The organism is Corallococcus terminator (genome assembly GCF_003611635.1).
GTDB lineage: Bacteria > Myxococcota > Myxococcia > Myxococcales > Myxococcaceae > Corallococcus > Corallococcus terminator.
This window is the reverse complement of the sequence record NZ_RAVZ01000568.1, coordinates 1-3,160: the sequence shown is the minus strand read 5'-3', so window position 1 is coordinate 3,160 and position 3,160 is coordinate 1. Positions and strand designations below refer to the sequence as shown.

2 protein-coding genes are annotated in these 3,160 nt (G+C 69.1%); both read left to right on the top strand.

Annotated elements, in window-relative coordinates:
- Window positions 1–1,877 (top strand): Hsp70 family protein (locus tag D7V88_RS40125; RefSeq protein WP_244238653.1); only part of this gene is annotated, 1,877 nt, incomplete at its 5' end.
- Window positions 1,878–2,055: 178 nt separating this feature from the next.
- On the top strand, window positions 2,056–3,160 hold a 1,105-nt coding region (locus tag D7V88_RS40120), incomplete at its 3' end, for a fatty acyl-AMP ligase (RefSeq protein ID WP_244238652.1).

Genomic DNA, 3,160 nt, shown 5'->3' with positions numbered 1-3,160 from the left:
CCCCTGCCCTGCCCCCAGCCGCGCCGCCGACCGCTGACGCCTCGGCCACCTCCGCCCGGACCGATGCGCACGGAACCGTTCCCGCGCCCGCCGGTCCCCCGCTGGAGATGGTGACGGCGGAGGCGCTGGAGTTGAACACCGCGGAGCCGCCCCGGACGGGCCCGGTGATTGGCATCGACCTGGGGACGACGAACTCGTGCGCCGCGTTCGTGCGCGGCAACAAGCCGGGCGTGCTGCCCAGCCGCGAGGGCCACAACACGGTGCCGTCCATCCTTGCCTTCAACCAGCGCGGCAAGCTGGTGGTGGGCCACCCCGCCAAGGGGCAGATGCTGACCAACCCGCGCCAGACGGTGTACGGCGCCAAGCGCCTGGTCGGCCGGCCGTATGCGTCGCCCATCGTGGGGCAGATCAAGGACCGCTTTCACTATGAGATCGCCGCCGGGCAGGCGGGCGAGGCGGCGGTGCGGCTGGGCGATCGCATCTATTCGCTCCAGCAGATCTCCGCGCTGATCCTCCGCGAGGTGCGCGAGGTGGCGCAGAACCAGTTGGGCCAGCCCATCTCGCGGGCGGTCATCACGGTGCCCGCCTACTACAACGACAACCAGCGGCAGGCGGTGCGCGAGGCGGGGAAGCTCGCGGGCCTGTACGTGGAGCGCATCCTCAACGAGCCCACGGCGGCGGCGCTGGCGTACGGCTTCGGGCGCAAGCTCAACCAGCGGGTGCTGGTGTACGACCTGGGCGGCGGCACCTTCGACGCGTCGGTGCTGGAGCTGCACGACACCGTCTACGAGGTGATTTCCACCGGCGGCGACACGTTCCTGGGCGGCATCGACTTCGACAACGCCATCGTCGAGTACCTCCTGGAGGAGTTCCGGCAGCAGACGGGCCGGACCTTCCAGGGCGACCGCGTGGCCCTGCAGCGCATCAACGACGCGGCGGAGCGGGCCAAGTGCGCCCTGTCCGAACGTTCGGAGATGCGGGTGCACGTGGCGTTCGTGACGATGATCGACAACAAGCCGTACGACCTGGACGTCACGCTCACGCGCCAGAAGTTGATCGCGCTGACGGAGAAGCTGGTCGACCGCACCGTGCAGGTCTGTGACGAGGTGTTGCAGGCCAAGGGGCTGAAGCCGCAGGACATCGACGAGGTCATCCTCGTCGGTGGGCAGAGCCGCTTCCCGCTGGTGCACGAGAAGATCACGAAGTTCTTCGGCAAGCCGCCCAGCAAGGGCGTGCACCCGGACGAGGCCGTGGCGCTGGGCGCGGCGCTGCTGGCGCACAGCCTGGGGCAATTGGAAGGCGTGGTGCTCATCGACGTGCTGCCCATGGCCATTGGCGTGGGGCTGCCGGGTGGGCGCTTCAAGCCGGTGCTGGAGCGCAACGTGTCGCTGCCGGCCTCCAAGGTCTACACGCTCTCCACGCACCGGGATGAGCAGACGGAGCTGGAGCTCTCCGTGTTCCAGGGCGACTCCGAACGGGCTCCGGACAATGAATACCTGGGCACGCTCCGGCTCGCGGGCCTGCCCAAGCGTCCGCGCGGCGCGGTCCAGGTCACGGTCACCTTCGAGGTCAGCAACGAGTCGCTGCTCAAGGTGATCGCGCGCGAGGCGACGACGGGCCGCGAGGTGGTCAGCACGTTCACCACGCGTGACACGCCGGAGGCCGTGAAGGCACGTCTGGCCCAGGCGGAACCCGAGTCCGCTCCCGTGCCGCCGATGCTTGCTCAAGGAGCAGGCAACAGTGTTGCGGCCGTTGGCGGAGTACGGAATGTGGCCACGTCCGCGCCTGTCGCACCGGTGCTGACACCGGATGCGGCGGTGGTGTCGAAGCAGAAGGGCTTCATGGGCTGGCTGAAGGGTCTCTTCGGTCGCGCGTGATTTGTTTGTCTCCCCCTCTGACCGAGGGGGCTGGTGACAACAGGTACGTAGCAGTGTGACTGGCACCGTGGGTGCCTACGGGATCACGCACGAGGGCTGTTAAGAAGTGTCGGCGCTTTTTCGACACTTCGGATGGCTCCCCGTGCCTGATTTTTCGCGAACCCTTCCTGGCGTCCTGTTGAATCTCGCGGCGGGTCCCTCCGCCCACGCTCCGCTCTACACCTTCCTCGGTGAAGTGGACGGCGATGAGACCGTGCTCAGCGCCTTCGAGCTGGAGGTCCGCGCAAGACGCATCGCCGCGGCGTTGCAGGCACGGGGCGCGGTGGGCGAGCGCGTGCTGCTGCTGTATCCGCCGGGCCTGGACTACATCGCGGGCTTCTTCGGCTGTCTGTACGCGGGCGCGGTGGCGGTGCCGGCCTATCCGCCGGACCCGATGCGGCTGGAGCGCACCCTGCCCCGCTTGAGGGCCATCATCCAGGACGCGCAGGCGTCGGTGGTGCTCACCACGTCGGGCATCCTGGAGCTGTCGGACTTCGTCTTCGAGCAGGCACCGGACTTCCGCGCGCTGCACTGGATGGCGACGGACACGCTTCCGGAAGGCGGCGAGCGGGACTGGCGTACGCCGGACGTGGGCGCGCAGTCGCTCGCGTTTCTTCAGTACACGTCTGGGAGCACGGGCACGCCCAAGGGGGTGATGCTCACGCACGCGAACCTGCTGCACAACCTGGGGCTCATCTCCGGCGCGTTCCAGGTGCGGGCCGACAGCGTGGGCGTCATCTGGCTGCCGCCGTACCACGACATGGGGCTCATTGGCGGCATCCTCCAGCCGCTGGCCGCGGGCTTCCCGGTGGCGTTGATGTCGCCGATGGCCTTCCTGCAGAAGCCGCTGCGCTGGTTGCAGGCGGTGTCGCGCTTCCGGGGCACCATCAGCGGCGGGCCCAACTTCGCCTTCGAGTTGTGCGCGCGTCGCGCGACGCCAGAGGACGTGGCGTCGTTGGACTTGTCGTCGTGGGAGGTGGCGTTCTGCGGCGCGGAGCCCATCCGCGCGGCCACGCTGGAGCGCTTCGCGGAGGTGTTCGGGCCCAGTGGCTTCCGGCGGGAGGCTTTCTACCCGTGCTACGGCCTGGCGGAAGGGACGCTCATCGTCACGGGGGAAGAGAAGGGCCGGGGCGTGCGGGTGCACCTGCTGGAGGATGCGGCGCCACCGCGAGCCCCCGGGCAGGTGGGTGAAATCTGGGTGTCGGGCGCGAGCGTGGCCCAGGGGTACTGGCGCAAGCCGGAAT